The sequence below is a fragment of the Luteimonas rhizosphaerae genome, from assembly GCF_002849595.1.
Lineage (GTDB): Bacteria > Pseudomonadota > Gammaproteobacteria > Xanthomonadales > Xanthomonadaceae > Luteimonas > Luteimonas cellulosilyticus.
The window spans coordinates 133487-149162 of the sequence record NZ_NRQR01000013.1; the positions used below are offsets into that span (position 1 = coordinate 133487).

The following is a 15676-nucleotide window of genomic DNA, read 5'->3' on the forward strand; positions in this document are numbered from 1 at the left end:
CGACGTGTTCCGGCACGTCGCGCATCGCTGACGGGGGCCATCCGAACGCCATCGATTCCCGCGTTCCATCGACCTGCAGACGGCCGCGCAGCGCTTGCGCAAACCGTCATCGAATGGGTATATGCTCGGTCTCCAATGGAGGCCTACAGCGCGATCGCACGCCTGACCCCCACCGGCGCCGCAACGGCTTCGGACTCCGACTTTTCCCCGATCGTTTCCGCACGCAACGGCCGTCCCGGCCGCGATGGCGTGCGCCTGCTCGCCCTCGACGCACATGGCCGCGCGCTCAACTGGATCAGCTGGCAGGACGCGGCCTGCCTCTACGCGCGCGGCGCCGTCGCGTGGACGCTCGGCGATCCCTGCATCGAACTGCACGGCGGCACCTGCCGCGATACCGGCGTGCAGAGCCGCATGGAACTGCACCCGATCATCGCCGGCCGCAGCCATGTACGTCCGACGGCCGGCGACCCGACGCCGGCGCTGACCAACGTCGCGCTGTTCGCACGCGACCGGCACCTGTGCCTGTATTGCGGCCGCAGCTGCAGCCGGCAATTGCTGACTCGCGACCACGTCGATCCGCTGTCGAAGGGTGGGCTCGACATCTGGGAGAACGTGGTCTCGGCGTGTTTCCAGTGCAACTCGCGCAAGGGCGGGCGCACGCCGCAGCAGGCGTCGATGCCGCTGCTCGCCGTGCCGTTCCGGCCGAGCTGGATCGAGCATCTGATCTTGAGCAACCGCAACATCCTCGCCGACCAGATGGCGTTCCTCACCCATCACCTGCCCAAGCGCCGGCGCTGACCGCACGGCGTCGGGACTGCGTCACGTCCCGGCCTGCGACACGGCGACATCCCGGACGCACCGCGCACATCGTGGCCGCTGCTCGCTACACTCCAGCCACTGCGTCCATCGGTAAGCCTGCATGCCCCTGACCATCAGCCTGAGCGGAATGGATTCCGCGACGGAAACCGCGCTGCGCGCGGCATTCACCGCCGCCAACGCCCGCCTCGGGGGTCGCTGCGAGCTGTTGCCCGACGGCCAGGCCGAGTACGTCATCGTCGACATGGACAGCATGTACGGGCCGATGAGCTGGCTACGCCTGCACGCCGCCGGCAAGCAGATCATCGGCCTGACCTCCGCGCCGCGCGTGCAGACCCATTACCGTCTCGGCCGCCCCTTCGACGATGCCGCGCTCGCGGCGCTGCTGCAGGAGATCGATCCCACGCTGGCCAGCGCCACGGACGCGCCGGCGGCGCCCCGGATCGAGACTCCCGGTACCGCGCAGGACTCGAACGCTGCTGCGCCGGCACCGGCACCGTCGCCAGTGAAGCCCGAGCCGCCCGACGCCGCGCCCGTCGTCGAGGTCCCGGCGCCCGTCTCGCCACTGCCCGCTGCGGTTCCCGCGGAATCGCACGCGACGCCGACACCGGACGTCGAACACACGAACGAGGCGCCGGCAGCCGCTGCCACCCCCGACATCGCAGCGCCCGTTGCCGTGCACGTGGTGCCGCTGGTGCCGCCCACCCCCGATCGCGATCCGGTCTTCGCCGACTGGCTGGTGCCCGGTGCCCTGCAGGGTCGACTGCGCTACCGGCGCGACACCGGCCCGACCCTGTGGCTGGATGCGGACGCACAGCAGTATTTCGGCCCGACGACCCTGAAGCCGCTGACCCAGTACTTCAGCGGAAGCGTCCGGCGCGAGGATTTCGAAGCCGTCGCCGACGACGCCTGGGCCCGCGACACCGCCGACGCCGGCGCGCCGCAGCCGCAGCAGCGCCTGCAATGGCTGGCGGGCCTGTTGGCCGACGACGCGGATCTCCTCGTCAATGGGGACTCGCCGACGCGCTTCACGCTGAACAAGTGGCCGCAGACCGAGCGCGAGTATCCGCGTCACTTCCGCATCGCGACCGCGATGATGCGCGGCCCGGCGACGATCGCCGAGGTCATCGCCGCCAGTGGCGTGCCGGCCGACGAAGTGGTCAGGTTCGTCAACGCCAGTCTGGCGACAGGCCATGCCGAGCCCGTGGCCGATCCCGCCGCGGAGCCCCTCGATACGGCGAAAAAGGGCGGGTTCTTCTCGCGTCTGCGCCGCGGCTGAGACGCGGTGCGCATGACCGCGCGATGACACGGCCCCCGGCGGCAAGCCTTACAATGGCCGGATGATCGATTCCACGCGCTACCCGCGCCTCGCGCGCATCGGCGTGCCGTCCGACCTCCGCCAGTTCGACGAGTCCGAACTGCGTGCGATCGCCGACGAACTGCGCGCCTACCTCATCGAATCCGTCGGCAGGAGCGGGGGCCATTTCGGCGCCGGCCTCGGCGTCATCGAGCTGACCACCGCGCTGCACTATCTGTACGACACGCCGGAGGATCGCATCGTCTGGGACGTCGGCCACCAGACGTATCCGCACAAGATCCTGACCGGCCGCCGCGACCAGATCCACACCGTCAAGCAGAATGACGGCGTCGCGCCGTTCCCGAAGCGCGAAGAATCCGAATACGACACCTTCGGTGTCGGCCATTCGTCGACCTCGATCTCCGCCGCGCTGGGCATGGCGATCGCGAACGCGCAGGCCGGCAACGAACGTCGCGTGGTCGCGGTCATCGGCGACGGCGCGATGACCGCCGGCATGGCCTACGAGGCCCTGAACCACGCCGGCGGCATGGACCCCGAGCCCGATATGCTGGTGATCCTCAACGACAACCGCATGTCGATCAGCGAAGCCGTCGGCGGCCTGACCCAGATGCTCGGCCGCATGACCGGCAACCGCACGCTCAACGCGCTGCGCGAGGGCGGCAAGAAACTGCTGGGCGACAAGAACAATCCGACGGCGAAGTTCGTCCGCCGCTGGGAAGAGCACTGGAAGGGCATGTTCGTGCCGTCCACTCTATTCGAGGAGATGGGCTTCCATTACACCGGTCCGATCGACGGCCACGACGTCAAGGCGCTCGTCGCCGCGCTGAAGACGCTCAAGACCCTGAAGGGCCCGCAGTTGCTGCACGTCATCACGACCAAGGGCAAGGGCTACGAACTCGCCGAAGGCGACCAGATCGGCTATCACGCGGTGTCGCCGTTCGATCCCACGCTCGGCATCGTCGCCAAGGCCGGCGGCGTGAAGAAGCCGACCTATACCGACGTGTTCGGCGACTGGCTGTGCGACATGGCCGCGGCCGACGATCGCCTGCTCGCCATCACGCCCGCGATGCGCGAAGGCTCGGGCCTCGTGCGCTTCAGCCGCGAATATCCCGAGCGCTATTTCGATACCGCGATCGCCGAGCAGCACGCTGTCACGCTCGCCGCCGGCATGGCCTGCGAAGGCGCGAAGCCGGTCGTCGCGATCTACTCGACCTTCCTGCAGCGCGGCTACGACCAGCTGGTGCACGACGTGGCGGTGCAGAAGCTCGACGTGCTGTTCGCGATCGACCGCGGTGGCGTCGTCGGCCCCGATGGCGCCACGCACGCGGGCAACCTGGACCTGAGCTTCCTGCGCTGCGTGCCGAACATGGTGATCATGGCGCCCGCCGACGAGAACGAATGCCGGCAGCTGCTGTCGACCGGCTTCCGACACGACGGTCCGGCGGCGGTGCGATATCCGCGCGGTACCGGTCCCGGCGTCGCCGTGCAGACCGACCTCGAGCCGCTGCCGATCGGCGAGGCGGAGGTGCGCCGCGAAGGCGACCGGCTCGCCCTGCTCGCCTTCGGCGCGCTGGTGCCGGTGGCCGAACGCGTCGGCGCCGAACTCGGCCTGACGGTCGTCAACATGCGCTTCGTCAAGCCGCTGGACCGCGCGCTGCTGCTGGCGCTGGCCGGGACCCACGACGGTTTCGTGACCCTCGAGGACAACGTCGTCGCCGGCGGTGCCGGCTCGGGTGTCGCCGAGCTGCTCAATGCCGAAGGCGTGACCCTGCCGATGCTGCATCTCGGCCTGCCGGACGCGTTCCAGCATCACGCCAGCCGCGAAGACCTGCTGGCCGAAGCCGGACTCGACGATGCCGGCCTGCGCGCCGCATTGCGCGCGCGCTGGCCGCAGGTGGTCGCGACGCCGCAGGCGCCGGCACGCAGCCTGGCGAGCTGATCGAGGACGCGTCCCGTCCGACGGCGATGCCGGCGCGTCCGCGCCTCAGGGCGCTTCGACCGTGTAGCCGCGGTCCGCGAGTGTCGCCAGGTAGCCGTCGGGTGCGAGCACCAGCGCCATCGGCAGGGTCGCGAACGTCGATCGATGCGTCGCGAGCGCGTCTTCCGCCGATGCCAGCCACTTCGCCTCGATCTGGCGATCGATATCGGTGATGCCCAGCCGCTGCGCGATGCCGGAACCGGTCAAGACGCGCACGCAGGCGGCGAACTGGCTCTGCATCGGCAACGCGCGCAGGGCCGCGATGTCACCGCCGGCCCAGGCGTTGGCACGCTCGCCCATGCGCTGCAGGTCGTTCTCGATGCGCGTGAGCGTGCGTTCGAAACACTCGAGATCCGCCAGCGGGCCGTCGCCGAACTCGCGGATCAGCGCCTTCGGATCATCGATCTTGATCTCGACATTGCTCGCGATGACCGGGATGTCGTGGCGGCGCGCGAGTCGCGACACCAGCGGCTCGACCACGCTGTCCTGGCTGAGCCCGGCCTGCTGGATCGCATCGCCGTAGAGCTCCTGGGCCGCGAAGATCGGACGCCAGCGTTCGACCCGGTCGCTGCGGCCGATGTAGCGCGCCTTCAGCGGCTGCCAGCGCGCGTACATCTCGGCAGGCACCACGTCGGCCAGGCGCTTGTCGTCGGGAATCCGCCGCGCGCGCAGTAGCGACGGCACCAGCATCAGCCCGCGGATCCGGCCGATGCCGCTGCCGACCGACACCGACGGCGAGGCGAGGATCGCCTGCGACTGCGCGACGACCGCCTCGACATCGCCCGACATCCACTCCATGCGGCGCGGCAGTGGCGAGATCTCGCCCAGCACGTGCAGGGTGTGCTCGCCACGCGTGACCCGCCACAGGCCCGGGCCCGGCTGCCGGCCGGACACCACGACGACGCCCATGTCGACGATGTCGGTGTCCTCGGCCTGGATCGTCGCGACGATACCGCCGTCGAGCGCGGTCTCAGGCGCCGGCGCCTGCGCGGCGGCGCATCCCATGGCGCATGCCAGCAGCAGGCCGGCCAGACCGCGTGATTTCCGACCCATGCTCATTCCCTGCACTCCTGCGACGCGTCATTACACCCAGTGCCCGCGCGTCCGGCAACGTCCGGAGGTCACGCACGCGGCGCTGTCCTCGGCCCCGGTTCATGCAACGGCGTCCCGGAACGAAGAAGGCCCGCACGTGGCGGGCCTTCAGGATGTGGTCGGGGTAGCCGGATTTGAACCGACGACCACTTGTCCCCCAGACAAGTGCGCTACCAGGCTGCGCTATACCCCGGAAAGATCGGAATTATACCGGTCGGCGGGGAATTCCCCTAGCGTTCCGGTCAACGCTTGAGCAGTTGCAGGACGTCTTCGAGCTCCATGCGCACCTGGCGCACGATCTGGTTGCTGAGCGCGGATTCCTGCTTCGCGCCTTCGCCCTCGAGACGCAGCCGCGCGCCGCCGATGGTGTACCCCTGCTCGTACAGCAGGCCGCGGATCTGACGCACCATCAGCACGTCGTGGCGCTGGTAGTAGCGCCGGTTGCCGCGACGCTTGACCGGCTCGAGGCTCGGGAATTCGGTCTCCCAGTAGCGCAGCACGTGCGGCTTGACGTCGCAGAGCTCGCTGACCTCGCCGATCGTGAAGTAGCGCTTCGCCGGGATCGGCGGCAGTTCGCGGTTGCTGCCCGGATCAAGCATGGACCGCTCCGGCGTGGCCGGTGCCGGTGTAGGCCTCGACGCGTTCCTTCAGTTTCTGGCCGGGGCGGAACGTCACCACCGTGCGCGCGGAAATCGGAATCTCTTCGCCGGTCTTCGGATTGCGGCCCGGACGCTCGTTCTTGCGGCGCAGATCGAAGTTGCCGAACCCCGACAGCTTCACCTGGCGGCCGTTCTGCAGCGCCTCGCGAAGCACGTCGAAGAAGGCATCGACGAACTCCTTCGCTTCGCGCTTGTTGAGACCGACTTCCTCGTAGAGCTTCTCGGCCATGTCCGCCTTGGTCAACGCCATCCTGATTCCCCTGTGACCTCAGCTTCGGATCTTCGCGCCGTGTTCGCGCTCAAGCGCGGCCATCACATCGGCGACCCCCGCATCCACATCGCGGTCGGTCAGAGTGCGGGAAGTTTCCTGCAGAATCAAGCCCATGGCGAGACTCCTGAAGCCGGATTCGACCCCCTGTCCGGCGTAACGGTCGAACAGACGGACGTCGGCCAGCAAGGGGCCGGCGGCGGCACGGATGGTCGCGTCGAGCGCGCTCCAGCCGGTCTGCTCGGACACCACGACCGCCAGATCGCGCCGCACCGACGGGAATTTGGACAGCGCGCGTACGCGTGGCAGCGCGCGGGTGCGCAATGCGGCGGCGTCGACTTCGAATGCGAGTACCGGCACGTTGATGTCCAGCGTGCGCAGCAGGCGCGGATGCAGCTCGCCGAGCCAGCCCACGCGCACGCCGTCGCGCAGCACGTCGGCCGAGCGGCCCGGATGTCCGTGCGCCACGGTCGAGCGTGCGAACGTCAGCGTCGCGCCCGACAGCGCCGCGAGGCTTTCCAGATCGCCCTTGAGGTCGAAATAGTCCGCGGGCCGCGAGGCGTCGCCCCATTGCTCACCGCCACTGTCGCCGACGATCGCCGAAGCGATGCGCAGGGTTTCCTGCGGTGCGTCGCCGGACGCGGTCGGCGCCGTGAAGACCTTGCCCAGCTCGAACAGGCGCACGCGCGACTGCTGGCGCGCGACGTTGCGCGACAGCGCATCGACCAAACCGGGCAGCAGCGCGGTGCGCATGACGCCCAACTCGGCGCTCAGCGGATTGGCCAGCGGCACACTGCCGGCATCGAGCTGCCAGGCCGCCAGCAGCGACGCATCGACGAAGGCGTAGTTGATGGTTTCCAGCTGGTCGCGCGCGACCAGGTGGCGACGCAGGTCCGGCTCCGTGACCTCGGTTTCGCTCGGCGCGGCGATGCGCGTCGCGCCACCGGGCAGCGTGGTCGGCACACGGTCGTAGCCGTGGATGCGCACGACCTCTTCGATCAGGTCCTCCTCGATCGCCAGATCGAAACGCCGCGTCGGCGCGGTGACCTGCCAGCCCTCGCCATCGGCGGCGACGTCCAGCCCCAGCGCGCGCAGGATGCGTTCGATCTCGGCGTCTTCGACCGTCAGCCCGAGCACGCGTGCCAGGCGCGCGCGACGCAGCGCGATCGTGCGCGGCCGGGCGAGATGCGCGTCGAGTTCCGCGGCGGTGACCGGGCCCGCCGCGCCGCCGGCGACGTCGAGAATCAGGCGGGTCGCGTACTCGAGGGCGGTCCGCGGCAGTTCCGGATCCACGCCACGCTCGAAGCGGTGCGCGGCGTCGGTGTGCAGGCCGAGGCGACGGCTGCGACCGATGATCACGTCCGGCGCGAAATGCGCGGATTCGAGGAACACGTTGCGGGTGCCGTCGGTCACGCGCGTGTCGAAACCGCCCATGACACCCGCCAGCGCGACGACGCGATCCGCGTCCGTGATCGCGAGAAACTGTTCGTCAAGCGTCGCATCGCGACCGTCGAGCAGCGTGAGCATCTCGCCCTTGCGCGCGCGGCGCACGCCGACCGGGCCTGACAGCAGGTCGCGATCGAAGGCGTGCATCGGCTGGCCGAGCTCCAGCATCACGTACTGGGTGACGTCGACGAGGAAGCTGACCGGACGGATGCCGCTGCGACGCAGGCGCTCCGCTATCCACACCGGCGTCGGGCACGTCGCATCGACGCCTTCGATGACGCGGCCGAGATAGCGCGGCGCATCGGCGCCGGCGTCGAGCACGACCTGCAGCGCGGCCTCCGACGTCGCCGGCACGGCCGGCGCCTCGAGCGGAACCACTTCGCTGCCGCAGGCGGCGGCGACGTCGAACGCGATGCCGCGGATGCCGAAGCAGTCGGCCCGGTTCGGCGTCAGCTTCAGTTCGATGGCCGCGTCGGGCAGTCCGAGATAGTCGGCCAGCGGCGTGCCGACCGGTGCGTCGTCGGGCAGCTCGAGCAGGCCCGACGCATCGGCGTCGATGCCGAGCTCCTTGGCAGAGCACAACATGCCGTTGGAATCGACGCCGCGGAGTTTGGCGGCCCGGATGGTCAGCGTGCCGACGGTGGTGCCGATCGTCGCCAGCGGCGCGACCAGACCCGGGCGCGCATTCGGCGCACCGCAGACGATCTGCAGCGTGCGGCCGCCGGCATCGACCTGGCAGACCTGCAGCCGGTCGGCTTCGGGATGCTTCTCGGCCGAGACGATGCGCGCGACGACGACACCAGCGAGGGCGTCGCCCAGCGGCGTGATCTCCTCGACCTCCAGGCCGATCGCGGTCAGCGTCGCCGCCAGTTCGTCGCGGGTGGCATCGGTCTTGACGTGCTGGCGCAGCCAGTTCTCGGAAAATTTCATGGCGTTCTCGTGGAATCGTCGTCCCGGCATGGCGGGACCTGGTCGCGACGGATGACGCGGAGTTGACGCAGGCGCGGCGCGCCCGCGGCTACGCGAACTGGCGCAGGAAGCGCACGTCGTTGTCGAAGAATGCGCGCAGGTCGTCGACGCCGTAGCGCAGCATCGCGAAACGCTCGACGCCGAGGCCGAACGCGAAGCCGGTGTAGCGCTCCGGATCGATCCCGACGGCCTTGAGCACGTTCGGATGGACCATGCCGCAGCCCAGGACCTCGAGCCAGCGCGTGCTGCCGTCGGCCTGCTGCCAGGCGATGTCGACTTCGGCGCCGGGCTCCACGAACGGGAAATAGCTGGGCCGGAAACGCATCTCGAAGTCGCGCTCGAAGAACGCGCGGACGAACTCGCTCAGCGTGCCCTTGAGGTCGGCGAACGTCGCGTGCTCGTCGACCAGCAGCCCTTCGACCTGATGGAACATCGGCGAATGCGTCTGGTCGCTGTCGGAGCGGTAGACCTTGCCGGCGGCGATCATGCGCAGCGGCGGGGCGTGCTCGCCCATGTAGCGCACCTGCACGCCCGAGGTGTGGGTCCGCAGCAGGCGACCGTCGCCGAAGTAGAACGTGTCGTGCATCGCGCGCGCAGGATGGTGCGGCGGGAAGTTCAGCGCCTCGAAATTGTGCCAGTCGTCCTCGATTTCGGGCCCGTCGGCGAGCTCGTAGCCCAGGCGTCCGAAGATGTCGGCGATGCGCTCGAGCGTGCGGCTGATCGGATGCACGCCGCCGGTGCCCGCATCGCGGCCCGGAAGCGAGATATCGATCGTCTGCGACGCGAGGCGTGCATCGAGCGCGGCATCGTCGAGCGCGCGCTTGCGCGCGGCCAATGCTTCGCCGAGTACGTCGCGGGCCCGGTTGATGGCTTCGCCCGCGGCCTTGCGCTGGTCGCCGGGCAGCGCGCCGAGCGCCTTGAGCTGCGCGGTGACGCTGCCGCTCTTGCCGAGCAGGCCGACGCGCAGTGCTTCGAGCGCCTCGGGCGTGGTGGCCGCGGCGATCTCGTCGAGCGCGCGGTGGGACAGAGCTTCGATCTCACTCATCGGACATCAGGACCCGTGATGCATGGCGACAGGGCGCCGGATTGCGGTGCTGGCGGCGACATGCGACGCCACAAACAACAATGGGGAAGGACTCGCGCCCTTCCCCATGTCTGGGACTACTCCTGGCAGGCCCGCACGGGGACGTGCGGGACCGTGCCGGACGACGGCATCAGGCCGCCAGCGCGTCCTTCGCCTTCTCGGCGAGCGCGGTAAACCCGGCTGCGTCGTGCACGGCGATGTCGGCCAGCACCTTGCGGTCCAGGGTGATGCCGGACTTCAGCAGACCGTTCATGAAACGGCTGTAGCTGATGCCGTTCAGACGGGCTGCCGCATTGATGCGCGCGATCCACAGGGTGCGGAAATTGCGCTTCTTCTGTTTGCGACCGATGTACGCGTACTGCTCGTCCTTGAGGACGGCCTGCTTGGCGACGCGGAAGACCTTGCGGCGGGCGTTGTAATAGCCCTTCGCGCGGCCGAGAACCTTCTTATGACGACGGCGTGCCTGCACACCACGTTTGACTCGTGCCATTGTTCAGTCCTCAGAGATACGGAAGCATACGATCGAGACGGCCGCTGTCTGCGGCGCGAATGATATTCGTCTGCCGGAGACCGCGCTTCCGCTTGGTCGTCTTCTTCGTGAGGATGTGGCTGCGGTTGGCGTGGCCTGCCTTGTACTTGCCGGAAGCGGTCTTCCGGAAGCGCTTGGCCGCGCCCCGATGCGTCTTGATCTTGGGCATTGCGATTGTCCTTTTAGGTCTCTTTTGACTGGCCCGGGCGCCATCTTCCGGATTCCGCGACGGTGTCGCGAGCTCCCGATGGACTTTCCATCCTGCCCCTGCCGGCTTTAAGCCTTTGATCTCCAACGAGATCAAGGCGGGTCCTGGGTACAACTCGATTCCCCGGCGAACCGGGCCGCGCATTATGCCGGGCTTGGGTTTCGCTTGCAAATCATTGGCTTGGATGCCGCGACCGCGGGGTCGCGAACATCAATCCCTGAGCAGCGAACGCAAGCCGCGTGGGCTCCCTGACCAAATGAAAAAAGCGCGCCGGAGCGCGCTTTCCTCAGATCCGATCGCCGCAGACGCGGCGCCGGGTCACTTCTTCTTCGGCGCGATCATCATGACCATCTGCCGGCCTTCGAGGCGCGGACGCGACTCGATGACGATGTCCTCGCCCAGGTCGGCCTCGATGCGGGCGGCCATCTCGCGACCCAGCTCCTGGTGGCTCATCTCACGGCCACGGAAGCGGATGTTGACCTTGATCTTGTCGCCTTCTTCCAGGAATCCGCGCATCTTGCGCAGCTTGATCTGGTAGTCGCCCTCGTCGGTCACCGGGCGGAACTTGAGTTCCTTGATTTCGACCTGCTTGGTCTTCTTCTTGGCCTCGTTCGCCTTCTTCTGCGACTCGAAACGGAACTTGCCGAAGTCCATGATCTTGCAGACCGGCGGATCCGCGTTCGGCTGGATCTCGACGAGGTCGAGACCTTCTTCCTCGGCGGCCTTGAGCGCGTCTTCGCGCGACAGGACGCCGATCATTTCTCCGTCGGAACCAATGACACGCACCCGCGGTACGCGGATGTCCTGGTTGCGCCGATTCTGCTTGTCAGGGGTGCTAATACTGCAATCTCCGAAATGAAACATACCGCCGGTTCGTCAACCAACGGGGCGACCGGCGCGATCCATGATGGACCCGCGCCGGTGAAGGACTCATGCTGGAGCGTGTTCGGCGCGAAGGCGCGAAACGAAGGCGTCGATCGGCATCGTACCCAGATCTTCCCCGGACCGCGTCCGAACGGCGATGGCGCCGGTTTCCTTCTCGCGGTCCCCGACCACGATCAGATACGGCACCCGCTGCAGCGTGTGCTCGCGGATCTTATAGCCGATCTTCTCGTTCCGCAAATCGGCCTCGATCCGGACCCCTTGATTTGCAAGGGATTTCCGAACGTCCTCGACGAAATCGGCCTGCGCGTCGGTGATATTCATCACCACCGCCTGCACCGGCGACAGCCAGGCCGGGAACGCACCGGCGTGATGTTCGATCAGGATGCCGATGAAACGCTCCATCGAACCGACGATCGCGCGGTGCAGCATCACCGGCACCTGCTTCTGGCTGTGCTCGTCGACGTACTCGGCGCCGAGGCGGCCGGGCATCATGAAATCGACCTGCATCGTGCCGAGCTGCCAGGTGCGGCCGATCGCGTCCTTCAGGTGGTACTCGATCTTCGGGCCGTAGAACGCGCCCTCGCCCGGGAGCTCTTCCCAGGCGACGCCGCAGGCCGACAGCGCATTGCGCAGCGCGGCTTCGGCCTTGTCCCACGTGGCGTCATCGCCGAGACGCGACTCGGGACGCAACGCGATCTTGATGTTGATGTCCTCGAAACCGAAGTGTGTGTACACCGCCAGCGCCTGCTGGTGGAACGCGGTGACTTCGGATTCGATCTGCGATTCGGTGCAGAACACGTGACCGTCGTCCTGGGTGAAACCGCGCACGCGCAGGATGCCGTGCAGCGCGCCCGAGGGCTCGTTGCGATGGCAGCTGCCGAACTCGCCGTAGCGGATCGGCAGGTCGCGGTAGCTGTGCAGGCCCTGGTTGAAGATCTGCACGTGGCCCGGGCAGTTCATCGGCTTGACCGCGTACGTGCGCTTCTCCGACTCGGTGAAGAACATGTTGTCCTTGTAGTTGTCCCAGTGGCCGGACTTCTGCCACAGCGACACGTCGAGGATCTGCGGGCAGCGCACTTCGCCGTAGCCGCTGTCGCGGTAGACGCCGCGCATGTGCTGCTCGACGACCTGCCACAGCGCCCAGCCCTTCGGGTGCCAGAACACCAGACCGGGCGCTTCTTCCTGCAGGTGGAAGAGTTCCTGCTGCTTGCCGATGCGGCGGTGGTCGCGCTTCTCGGCTTCCTCGATGCGCTGGATGTAGGCCTTGAGCTGTTTCGAATCCGCCCACGCGGTGCCGTAGATGCGCTGCAGCTGCTCGTTCTTGGAATCGCCGCGCCAGTACGCACCGGAGATGCGCGTGAGCTTAAACGCCTTGAGGAAGCGCGTGTTCGGCACGTGCGGGCCGCGGCACATGTCGACGTATTCCTGATGGTGGTACAGGCCCATCTCGGTGATGTCGGCCGGCATGTCGTCGACGAGGCGCAGCTTGTAGTCCTCGCCGCGGGCCTTGAACGTCTCGATGACCTCGGCGCGCGGCGTCATCTTCTTGATGACGTCGTATTCGGTGTCGATGAGTTCGACCATGCGCGCTTCGATCGCGGCCATGTCGTCGGGCGTGAACGGGCGCTCGCTATAGATGTCGTAGTAGAAGCCGTCGTCGATGACCGGGCCGATCACCATCTTCGCGTCCGGGTAGAGCTGCTTCACTGCATGACCGACGAGATGCCATCTTTCGGCGTGAGGATCTGCAGCGTCGCGTCGTGGTCGATGACGTCGGACGCGTCGACCTGGCGGCCGTCGACCTTGCCGGCGACGGTGGCCTTGGCCAGACCGGGGCCGATCGACTGGGCGACCTCGAGGACGGAAACGGGCTGTTCGAATTCGCGGCGGCTGCCGTCGGGGAGCGTGATCGTGATCATGGCGGAGTCTGGCGTGGTGGCCGGTCGGACCGGCGGTGCGGAAGAAGGCGGCAACAAAAAGGCGCCGCGAGGGCGCCTGCTGGGCACACCCGGGAACGGTCAGCGATGGGCGGTGGTAGTGCTCATGTCGCACGCGCGGCCGGCGTGATCGCGGGCCACCTGTTCCTGCTGGATCGGAGCGCCCGATTCTAGCCGAGAAAGCACCGCGTCGCGCCCGCAGGCGGCCCGGCGGATTGGTGGCGGAGGATTGCAGCCGGCGACGGCGGAGCGCAAAATGATAATCACTCCTATTCGCATCGATTGCGCTGGCGCTCCCGCTGCCGCGTCCCTGCGCCACGTCACCCGCACACTCGAGACGCTTCCGATGCACGCTGCCCACCGCCCCGTCGGCGCCCCCCGCCCCCTCGTCACCGCACTGCGTCTGGCGCTGCTGCTGGCGCTGCCCGTCAGCGCCCAGGCGCTCGCCCAGTCCGCGCCGACCGCCGACGCCCGCACGCTCGATGCGATCGAGGTCACCGCGCCGATCGCCCGCGACAGCGGCACCGCGACCAAGACCGATACGCCGATCCTCGAAATCCCGCAGTCGGTCTCGGTCATCACCGACCGGCAGATCCGCGACCGCGGCCTGCACGGCGTCGAAGAGGCCGTGTGGTTCACCGCCGGCGCGCAGGGCGGCGGCTACGGCCCCGACACGCGCAGCGACTGGCTGCTGGTGCGCGGCTTCACCCCGGCCCGCTATCTCGACGGTCTGGCGCTGCCACTGGGGTCGGGCACCGGCATCACCCGGATCGAGCCCTTCGGCCTGGAGCGCATCGAAGTCCTCAAGGGGCCGGCATCGGTCAACTACGGCGCGATGCCGCCCGGCGGCCTCGTCAACTACGTCAGCAAGCGTCCGACGGCGACGCCGCTGCGCGAGGTCGAGCTGCAGCTCGGCAGCCACGACCTGCGCCAGCTCACCGGGGATGTCGGCGGCCCGCTCGGCGACAGCGGCACGCTGTCGTACCGCCTGACCGGCCTGGCGCGCAACAGCGACAGCGACGTCGATTTCATCCACGACGACCGGTACTACCTCGCGCCCGCGTTGACCTGGACGCCGGACGACGCCAATACGCTGACCGTGCTCGCACGCTTCCAGAAGGCCGACACCAAGGCCGGCGCCGGGTTCCTGCCGGCGGAAGGCACGTTGCTGCCGAACCCGAACGGCAAAATCCGCGCGAGCCTCTACACCGGCGAGCCGAACGCCAACGACTACGTCAAGACGATGGCGTCGATCGGCTACGACTTCCGCCACGACTTCGGCGGCGGCACCGCGTTCGCGCAGAACGTCCGCTGGGGCGAGAGCGAAATCGATCCGGCCGTGACCGTCGGCACCTTCGGCCTGCTGGCCGACCAGCGCACGCTGTCGCGCTATCTGTGGTCGACCCGCGAGCAGGAGCGCACGTTCTCGCTCGACAACAACCTGAGCTGGAACTTCGGCGGCGAACGCGTCGAGCACACCGTGCTGGCCGGGCTCGACTACCGTCGCACCCACAACGACTACGCGTCGAATTTCGCGTTCACCGCGACCGGTCTCGATGCCTACGCGCCGGTCTACGGCTCGATGCCCGACCTGCGTCCGGACTTCGGGCCCGGCACCGCGTTCACCGACCAGACCCAGGACCAGATCGGCCTGTACCTGCAGGACCAGGTCCGCATCGACCGCGTCGTGGTCACGGTCGGCGGTCGCCAGGACTGGGTCGGCACCGAGACCAATGGTGCACGCCAGAGCGACGAGCGCTTCTCCGGCCGCGTCGGCGTCAACTACGTATTCGACAACGGCGTCGCGCCCTACGTCGGCTGGTCGCAGTCGTTCCAGCCGACCGTCGGCACCGACTTCGACGGCAACGCCTTCGTGCCGACCACGGGCCGCCAGGTCGAGGCCGGCCTGAAGTTCCAGCCCGAAGGCGGCCGCCTGCTGGCGACGCTGGCGGCCTACGAACTCATCCAGACCAACACCCTGACCGTCGATCCCGACAACACCCTGTTCTCGGTGCAGCAGGGCGAGACCCGCGTGCGCGGCGCCGAACTCGAGGGCCGCTGGAACGTCGGGCGCGGGCTAAGCGTCTACGGCGCCTACGCCTACATCGACTCCGAAGTCACCGAGAGCACCGATCCCGCGACGCTGGGCAAGGAGATCGCCCTGCAGCCGCGTCAGGCGGCGTCGCTCGGTGGCGACTACACGATCACCACCGGCGCGCTCGCGGGGTTCGGCATCGGCGCCGGCGTGCGCTACACCGGCGATCACTTCGGCGACGCGCGCAACGACTGGGAAACGCCGGCCTACACCCTGTTCGACGCCTCGCTGCACTACGACGTGTCCGACTGGCGCTTCCAGCTCAACGCGCAGAACCTGGCCGACCGCGAGTACGTCTCGGTCTGCAATTCGGCCGCCTGGTGCTACTACGGTTACGGCCGCACCGTGACCGCGAGCGCGCGACTGCAATGGTGACGCGTGCCGGTCGCGCG

Annotated in this window: 12 protein-coding genes, 1 tRNA gene and 1 pseudogene; 4 read left to right on the top strand and 10 right to left on the bottom strand. The window is 68.3% G+C overall.

Features of this window, described 5'->3' with window-relative positions:
* Nucleotides 1–135 precede the first annotated feature (135 nt).
* The 3 genes from CJ022_RS06500 to dxs all read left to right on the top strand — a co-directional run bounded on the left by CJ022_RS06500 (nucleotide 136) and on the right by dxs (nucleotide 4073).
* Nucleotides 136–798 carry an HNH endonuclease gene (locus tag CJ022_RS06500; RefSeq protein WP_101925851.1) on the top strand — a complete coding sequence of 221 codons (663 nt, stop codon included), beginning with the start codon at nucleotides 136–138 and terminating at the stop codon, nucleotides 796–798.
* A gap of 121 nt (nucleotides 799–919) precedes the next feature.
* On the top strand, nucleotides 920–2095 hold the full coding sequence (locus CJ022_RS06505) for a hypothetical protein (protein ID WP_143703900.1): 1176 nt from the start codon (nucleotides 920–922) through the stop codon (nucleotides 2093–2095).
* A gap of 61 nt (nucleotides 2096–2156) precedes the next feature.
* The gene (gene dxs / locus CJ022_RS06510) at nucleotides 2157–4073 is read left to right on the top strand and encodes a 1-deoxy-D-xylulose-5-phosphate synthase (RefSeq protein WP_101925853.1); all 1917 of its coding nucleotides are present in this window, start codon (nucleotides 2157–2159) and stop codon (nucleotides 4071–4073) included.
* Nucleotides 4074–4118: 45 nt separating this feature from the next.
* Here dxs and CJ022_RS06515 read toward each other — a convergent pair whose 3' ends face one another.
* From CJ022_RS06515 to thrS, 10 genes and pseudogenes are all read right to left on the bottom strand, one after another.
* Entirely contained in the window at nucleotides 4119–5171 is a 1053-nt protein-coding gene (locus CJ022_RS06515) for a TraB/GumN family protein (RefSeq protein WP_101925854.1), read from the bottom strand.
* Nucleotides 5172–5320: 149 nt separating this feature from the next.
* Nucleotides 5321–5397, bottom strand: a tRNA-Pro gene (locus CJ022_RS06520).
* Between the two features lie 49 nt (nucleotides 5398–5446).
* Nucleotides 5447–5803 carry a MerR family transcriptional regulator gene (locus CJ022_RS06525; RefSeq protein ID WP_096209477.1) on the bottom strand — a complete coding sequence of 119 codons (357 nt, stop codon included), beginning with the start codon at nucleotides 5801–5803 and terminating at the stop codon, nucleotides 5447–5449.
* A complete protein-coding gene (locus tag CJ022_RS06530) occupies nucleotides 5796–6113 on the bottom strand; it encodes an integration host factor subunit alpha (protein ID WP_101925855.1) in 318 nt (105 codons plus the stop codon). The genes CJ022_RS06525 and CJ022_RS06530 overlap by 8 nt, the downstream gene beginning before the upstream one ends.
* A gap of 18 nt (nucleotides 6114–6131) precedes the next feature.
* Nucleotides 6132–8507 carry a phenylalanine--tRNA ligase subunit beta gene (pheT, locus tag CJ022_RS06535; RefSeq protein WP_101925856.1) on the bottom strand — a complete coding sequence of 792 codons (2376 nt, stop codon included), beginning with the start codon at nucleotides 8505–8507 and terminating at the stop codon, nucleotides 6132–6134.
* Between the two features lie 88 nt (nucleotides 8508–8595).
* Nucleotides 8596–9591, bottom strand: a complete 996-nt coding sequence (gene pheS / locus CJ022_RS06540; RefSeq protein ID WP_101925857.1) for a phenylalanine--tRNA ligase subunit alpha — start codon at nucleotides 9589–9591, stop codon at nucleotides 8596–8598.
* 169 nt (nucleotides 9592–9760) lie between these two features.
* The gene (rplT, locus tag CJ022_RS06545) at nucleotides 9761–10120 is read right to left on the bottom strand and encodes a 50S ribosomal protein L20 (protein WP_101925858.1); all 360 of its coding nucleotides are present in this window, start codon (nucleotides 10118–10120) and stop codon (nucleotides 9761–9763) included.
* 10 nt (nucleotides 10121–10130) lie between these two features.
* Entirely contained in the window at nucleotides 10131–10328 is a 198-nt protein-coding gene (rpmI, locus tag CJ022_RS06550; protein WP_101925859.1) for a 50S ribosomal protein L35, read from the bottom strand.
* Between the two features lie 357 nt (nucleotides 10329–10685).
* The gene (gene infC, locus CJ022_RS06555; protein WP_101925860.1) at nucleotides 10686–11231 is read right to left on the bottom strand and encodes a translation initiation factor IF-3; all 546 of its coding nucleotides are present in this window, start codon (nucleotides 11229–11231) and stop codon (nucleotides 10686–10688) included.
* A 66-nt stretch (nucleotides 11232–11297) separates the two neighbouring features.
* Nucleotides 11298–13171: pseudogene (gene thrS, locus CJ022_RS06560) on the bottom strand (threonine--tRNA ligase).
* Nucleotides 13172–13535: 364 nt separating this feature from the next.
* On the opposite strand from thrS, the gene CJ022_RS06565 reads away from it, so the two are divergent.
* Nucleotides 13536–15659: a TonB-dependent siderophore receptor gene (locus CJ022_RS06565; protein WP_101925861.1), complete on the top strand. Its 2124-nt coding sequence runs from the start codon at nucleotides 13536–13538 to the stop codon at nucleotides 15657–15659.
* Nucleotides 15660–15676: the final 17 nt, after the last annotated feature.